This is a genomic window from Streptomyces sp. NPDC056361 (genome assembly GCF_042262805.1).
In the GTDB taxonomy this organism is placed as follows: domain Bacteria; phylum Actinomycetota; class Actinomycetes; order Streptomycetales; family Streptomycetaceae; genus Streptomyces.
This window is the reverse complement of sequence record NZ_JBHJQI010000037.1, coordinates 59,441-65,669: the sequence shown is the minus strand read 5'-3', so window position 1 is coordinate 65,669 and position 6,229 is coordinate 59,441. Positions and strand designations below refer to the sequence as shown.

At 68.1% G+C, this 6,229-nt stretch carries 6 protein-coding genes; 1 reads left to right on the top strand and 5 read right to left on the bottom strand.

Annotated features, from left to right (window positions below; all coding sequences use genetic code 11):
- Positions 1-37: 37 nt before the first annotated feature.
- The 5 genes from prcA to arc form a co-directional block, all read right to left on the bottom strand.
- Positions 38-790 carry a proteasome subunit alpha gene (gene prcA, locus ACFCY7_RS15080; protein WP_376484852.1) on the bottom strand — a complete coding sequence of 251 codons (753 nt, stop codon included), beginning with the start codon at positions 788-790 and terminating at the stop codon, positions 38-40.
- 52 nt (positions 791-842) lie between these two features.
- Positions 843-1,682, bottom strand: coding sequence for a proteasome subunit beta (gene prcB / locus ACFCY7_RS15075; RefSeq protein WP_376484850.1), 840 nt, complete (start codon positions 1,680-1,682; stop codon positions 843-845).
- A gap of 160 nt (positions 1,683-1,842) precedes the next feature.
- Positions 1,843-2,055, bottom strand: a complete 213-nt coding sequence (locus ACFCY7_RS15070) for a ubiquitin-like protein Pup (RefSeq protein ID WP_053194491.1) — start codon at positions 2,053-2,055, stop codon at positions 1,843-1,845.
- Between the two features lie 160 nt (positions 2,056-2,215).
- The gene (gene dop, locus ACFCY7_RS15065) at positions 2,216-3,727 is read right to left on the bottom strand and encodes a depupylase/deamidase Dop (RefSeq protein ID WP_376484848.1); all 1,512 of its coding nucleotides are present in this window, start codon (positions 3,725-3,727) and stop codon (positions 2,216-2,218) included.
- A gap of 181 nt (positions 3,728-3,908) precedes the next feature.
- Entirely contained in the window at positions 3,909-5,675 is a 1,767-nt protein-coding gene (arc, locus tag ACFCY7_RS15060) for a proteasome ATPase (RefSeq protein WP_376484846.1), read from the bottom strand.
- A 240-nt stretch (positions 5,676-5,915) separates the two neighbouring features.
- Between arc and ACFCY7_RS15055 the strand changes: the two genes are divergently transcribed.
- Positions 5,916-6,227, top strand: coding sequence for a ferredoxin (locus tag ACFCY7_RS15055; protein WP_033204991.1), 312 nt, complete (start codon positions 5,916-5,918; stop codon positions 6,225-6,227).
- The last annotated feature ends 2 nt before the right edge of the window (positions 6,228-6,229 follow it).

Sequence of the window (6,229 nt, the reverse complement as noted above, 5' to 3'; positions counted from 1 at the left end):
GGTCCGTGCGGACCGGGGCCCCTCCGGGCCGAGCCGACTACTCCTCGGGAGCCTCGTCCGAGGGCTCGTCCGTCTTCGTCACGGCCGCGTTCTCCGCCTCCAGGAGACGGGAGAGCTGGCGGCCGACGATCCGCTTGAACTTGCGCTGCTGCGGACGCGTGCGGTCGAGGACCGCCACCTCCAAGCGCTCCGCGGGGATCTCCCGCTCGGTGCCGTTGGTGTCCCGCGACAGCGCCTGGACGGCCAGCTTCAGGGCCTCGGCCAGGGACATGCCGTCCCGGTGCCGCTGGTCGAGGAAGGAGCTGATCTGCTCCGCGTTGCCGCCGACCGCGACCGAGCCGTGCTCGTCGACGATCGAGCCGTCGTGGGGCAGCCGGTAGATCTGGTCGCCCTCCGGCTCGGAGCCGACCTCGGCGACGACCAGCTCCACCTCGTACGGCTTCTCCCCCGCGCTGGAGAAGATCGTGCCCAGGGTCTGGGCGTAGACGTTGGCCAGGCCGCGCGCGGTGACGTCGTCCCGGTCGTAGGTGTAGCCCCGCAGGTCGGCGTAGCGCACACCGCCGATGCGGAGGTTCTCGTACTCGTTGTACTTGCCGGCGGCCGCGAAGCCGATCCGGTCGTAGATCTCGCTGAACTTGTGGAGGGCGCGCGACGGGTTCTCGCCGACGAAGACGATGCCGTCGGTGTACTGGAGGACGACGAGGCTGCGGCCCCGGGCGATGCCCTTGCGGGCGTACTCGGCCCGGTCGGCCATGGCCTGCTGGGGTGAGACATAGAACGGCGTGGACACCGGCTACCGTCCCTTTCTTCCGGTCTGAAGGGCTTCTACGGGCGACGAACGGTCAGAGCAGGGCGGCGCGCGGCCCGTCGGGCTGCTCGAGACGCCGCTCGGTGACCGACCGGGCCAGCTCGGAGGACTCGGCCTCGCTGAGCCGGCGGTAGCCCTCGTCGGTGATGACGGTGACGATCGGGAAGATCCTGCGCGCCATGTCCGGCCCGCCGGTCGCCGAGTCGTCGTCCGCCGCGTCGTACAGCGCCTGCACCACCAGCGTGGTGGCCTGCTGCTCGGTCAGGTCGGCGCGGTACAGCTTCTTCATCGACCCGCGCGCGAAGATCGAGCCGGAGCCCGTGGCGGCGAAGCCGTGCTCCTCGGAGCGGCCGCCGGTCACGTCGTAGGAGAAGATCCGGCCCTTCTCCTTGCTCTCGTCCCAGCCCGCGAAGAGCGGAACGACGGCGAGGCCCTGCATGGCCATGCCGAGGTTGCCGCGGATCATGGTGGAGAGACGGTTCGCCTTGCCCTCCAGGGAGAGCGTCGCGCCCTCGACCTTCTCGAAGTGCTCCAGCTCCAGCTGGAAGAGCTTGACCATCTCCACGGCCAGGCCCGCGGTGCCGGCGATGCCGACGGCGGAGTACTCGTCCGCCGGGAACACCTTCTCGATGTCCCGCTGCGCGATCATGTTGCCCATGGTGGCCCGCCGGTCACCGGCGAGGACGACCCCGCCGGGGAAGGTGGCCGCCACGATGGTCGTGCCGTGCGGGGCCTCGACGATGCCCTCCGGGAGCTTCCGGTTGCCCGGGAGCATCTCCGGCGAGTGGTCGGCCAGGAAGTCCATGAACGAGGACGAGCCCGGCGTCAGGAAGGCCGCCGGCAGACGCCCGGTGCTACGAGGGTTGGCTTCCACGCGATTCCTTCCGGGTGGGAGAGTCGACCCGCCGTGCGGAGCGCGGGGCGATCTTGGTTGCTGTGCACGGACCATACCCGTGCCACCGCCTGTCATCCGTCCCCGGGCCCGCGGCTTTCTCCGGGGCTCCGGGGACGGAGACGACAGGCGCGCGAGGCGGCTACTGGCCGCCCTTCTGAACGAACGAGCGCACGAAGTCCTCTGCGTTCTCCTCGAGCACGTCGTCGATCTCGTCCAGGACGGAGTCCACGTCCTCGCTCAGCTTCTCCTGGCGTTCCTGGAGGTCGGAGCTCGCCTCCGTGGTGGTCTCCTCGACCTCCTCAGTGGAACGCGTCGCCTTCTGCTGTCCGCCGCCGGTGTCCTTGGTCGCCATATCCCTCACCCCGCTCGATTCGGCCCGCTCGGTTGAGTCCGTACAAGATCAGACCCTATAGGGCGGGTCCGACTTCGGCCCCGCAGTTTCCACAACGTCCGGGCACTGATTCCATGATTCCCAGTGCCGCGGCATTTCAGGCCCGTGTCGGGCCCCCGGTTCAGCCGCCGGAAAGCACGCGGACGAGTTCCTCCGCCGTCCGGCAGCGGTCCAGGAGCGATTTCACATGGGCCTTGGTCCCGCGCAGCGGTTCCATGGTCGGGACGCGCTGGAGCGAGTCCCGGCCGGGCAGGTCGAAGATGACCGAGTCCCAGGAGGCCGCGGCGACGTCGTCGGCGTACTGCTCCAGGCAGCGGCCCCGGAAGTAGGCCCTGGTGTCCTCGGGCGGCGCCGTCTCGGCCCGCAGCACCTCGGTGTCGTCCACGAGCCGCTTCATGCGCCCGCGGGCCACCAGGCGGTTGTAGAGGCCCTTCTCGGGGCGCACGTCCGCGTACTGGAGGTCCACCAGGTGCAGGCGGGCCGCGTCCCAGTCCAGCCCGTCCCGGCGCCGGTAGCCCTCCATGAGCTCCCGCTTGGCGATCCAGTCGAGCTCGCCGGCCAGGCTCATGGGGTCGTTCTCGAGCCGGTTGAGGGTGTCCTCCCAGCGGGTGAGGACGTCCTTGGTCTGCTCGTCCGCGTCCGAGCCGTACCGCTCCTCGACGTACTTCCTGGCCAGCTCGAAGTACTCCATCTGGAGCTGGACCGCGGTGAGCGTCCGGCCGCTGCGGAGGGTGACCAGGTACTGGAGGGTCGGGTCGTGCGAGACCTGGTGGAGGGTCCGTACCGGCTGGTCGACGGCGAGGTCGACGGTGATGAAGCCGTCCTCGATCATCGACAGGACGAGCGCGGTGGTGCCCAGCTTCAGGTAGGTCGAGATCTCCGACAGGTTCGCGTCGCCGATGATCACGTGCAGCCGCCGGTACCGCTCGGCGTCCGCGTGCGGCTCGTCCCTGGTGTTGATGATGGGCCGCTTGAGGGTGGTCTCCAGGCCGACCTCGACCTCGAAGTAGTCGGCCCGCTGGCTGATCTGGAAGCCGTTCTCGCGGCCGTCCTGCCCAATGCCGACCCGTCCCGCGCCGGTCACGACCTGGCGGGAGACGAAGAACGGGGTCAGGTGCCGCACGATGTCCGAGAAGGGGGTCTCCCGCTTCATCAGGTAGTTCTCGTGCGTGCCGTAGGAGGCGCCCTTGTTGTCGGTGTTGTTCTTGTAGAGGTGGATCGGCTGGGCCCCGGGGAGCTGGGCGGCGCGCACGGCCGCCTCCGCCATGATCCGCTCGCCGGCCTTGTCCCAGAGGACGGCGTCGCGCGGGTTGGTGACCTCGGGCGAGCTGTACTCGGGGTGGGCGTGGTCCACGTAGAGCCGCGCACCGTTGGTGAGGATCACGTTGGCCAGGCCGATGTCCTCGTCGGTGAGCTGGCTGGAGTCGGCGACCTCGCGGGCGAGGTCGAAGCCGCGGGCGTCCCGCAGCGGGTTCTCCTCCTCGAAGTCCCAGCGGGCACGGCGGGCCCGGTGCATCGCCGCCGCGTAGGCGTTGACGATCTGGGACGAGGTGAGCATGGCATTGGCGTTCGGGTGTCCCGGGACGGAGATCCCGTATTCCGTCTCGATGCCCATTACTCGCCGTACGGTCATGCGGCCCTCCTTGCCCGGCGTCGCTCACAGTGCGCGACTCGGCGTTACCGAAGAGCCTAGAACGGCTCCGCGCTGGTGGGGAGATCACTTGCAGTATTTCCCGGGCTGCCCGGCGGAATACCGACGGAATGCGACGGCTGCGGATGCCCGGATTCCGGACATCCGCAGCCGGTTCGCGCTTTTACAGGTACTGACCGGTGTTCGCCACCGTGTCGATGGAGCGTCCGGTGTCCGCGCCCTGCTTTCCGGTGACGAGGGTGCGGATGAACACGATCCGCTCGCCCTTCTTTCCGGAGATCCGGGCCCAGTCGTCGGGGTTGGTGGTGTTGGGCAGGTCCTCGTTCTCCTTGAACTCGTCCACGCACGCCTGGAGGAGGTGGGAGACCCGGATGCCCTTCTGGTTGTGGTCGAGGAAGGCCTTGATGGCCATCTTCTTGGCCCGGTCGACGATGTTCTGGATCATCGCGCCGGAGTTGAAGTCCTTGAAGTAGAGGACTTCCTTGTCGCCGTTCGCGTACGTGACTTCGAGGAAGCGGTTCTCCTCGGATTCCGCGTACATCTGCTCGACCACGGACTGGATCATTCCGTGGGCGGCCGCGGCCTTGGATCCGCTGTGCTCGGAGATGTCGTCCGAGTGCAGCGGCAGGTTCGCCGTGAGGTACTTCGCGAAGATGTCCTTCGCCGCCTCCGCGTCCGGACGCTCGATCTTGATCTTGACGTCGAGTCGGCCGGGCCGCAGGATCGCGGGGTCGATCATGTCCTCGCGGTTGGAGGCGCCGATGACGATGACGTTCTCCAGGCCCTCCACACCGTCGATCTCGGCGAGCAGCTGCGGGACGATGGTGTTCTCCACGTCCGAGCTGACACCGGATCCGCGGGTGCGGAAGAGGGATTCCATCTCGTCGAAGAAGACGATGACGGGGGTGCCCTCGCTCGCCTTCTCCCGGGCACGCTGGAAGACGAGGCGGATGTGCCGCTCGGTCTCGCCGACGTACTTGTTGAGGAGCTCGGGGCCCTTGATGTTGAGGAAGTAGGACTTCCCCGCGGGCTGGCCGGTCACCTCGGCCACCTTCTTGGCCAGGGAGTTGGCCACGGCCTTCGCGATCAGCGTCTTGCCGCAGCCCGGCGGGCCGTAGAGCAGGATGCCCTTGGGCGGCCGCAGTTCGTGCTCCTTGAAGAGGTCCGGGTAGAGGTACGGGAGCTCGACCGCGTCGCGGATCAGCTCGATCTGGTTGCCCAGACCGCCGATCTTCTCGTAGTCGACGTCCGGGACCTCTTCCAGAACGAGCTCTTCGACCTCGCTCTTGGGGACCACTTCGTAGACGTAGCCGGACCGGGAGTCGAGCAGCAGGGCGTCGCCGGCGCGGATGGTGACGTCCAGCAGAGGCTCGGCGAGCCTCACCACCCGCTCCTCGTCCGTGTGCCCGACCACCAGGGCGCGCTCGCCGTCCTCGAGGATCTCCTTGAGGGTGACGATGTCCCCGGCGCGCTCGAACTCCATGGCCTCGACCACGTTGAGCGCCTCGTTGAGCATGACCTCCTGGCCGCGCTTGAGCTCGTCGAGCTCGATGCTGGGGCTCACGTTCACCCGGAGCTTGCGGCCCCCGGTGAAGATGTCGCACGTGCCGTCCTCGTTGGCCTGCAGGAAGACGCCGAAGCCGGCCGGCGGCTGCGCGAGCCGGTCGACCTCCTCCTTGAGGGCCACGATCTGGTCGCGGGCTTCACGGAGTGTGTTCGCGAGTCGTTCGTTCTGTGCGGACACGCCGGCCAGGCTGGTCTGCAGCTCGACGATCCGCTCTTCGAGAATCCTCGTGTGGCGCGGAGAGTCGGCGAGCTTGCGGCGCAGGACGGCGATTTCCTGCTCGAGATAGGCAACCTGTCCGGCGGGGTCCTCAGACCCTCGCCCGGGCCGGATGCCGCGGTTGATGTCGTCGTCGTGGGCTGCCACGGTCCTCACCTCCTCCAGGGGGAGCTGGACGCTTCCTGACCCTACCTGCGTGGGTGATGATTGAAACCCCTAGATCAAAAAGACTCCGGGGTGTGTCCGATCTTCACCCTTGCGCTTCCCCTCTCGCCAGGGGAATACCCACCCTTCACCGCTTGAAAGCGGGCGGTTGTATCGTCGTCTTTGGCCAACACCCGTCAGGGGTGGCCCGACTTACCGCGCGAAGCAGAAACGGCAGGAGATATGACCGTGCAGCACGAGGCCCCGGCGACGGGCGCCGAGGAGGCGCTGGAAGTCTGGATCGACCAGGATCTGTGCACCGGCGACGGGATCTGCGTGCAGTACGCCCCGGAGGTCTTCGAGCTCGACATCGACGGGCTCGCTTATGTGAAGAGCGCCGACGACGAACTCCTCCAGGACGCGGGGGCGACGACGCCGGTACCGCTGCCCCTGCTCCAGGACGTGGTGGACTCCGCGAAGGAGTGCCCGGGCGACTGCATCCACGTGCGCCGGGTCGCGGACCGGGTCGAGGTCTACGGACCCGACGCGGAGTGACG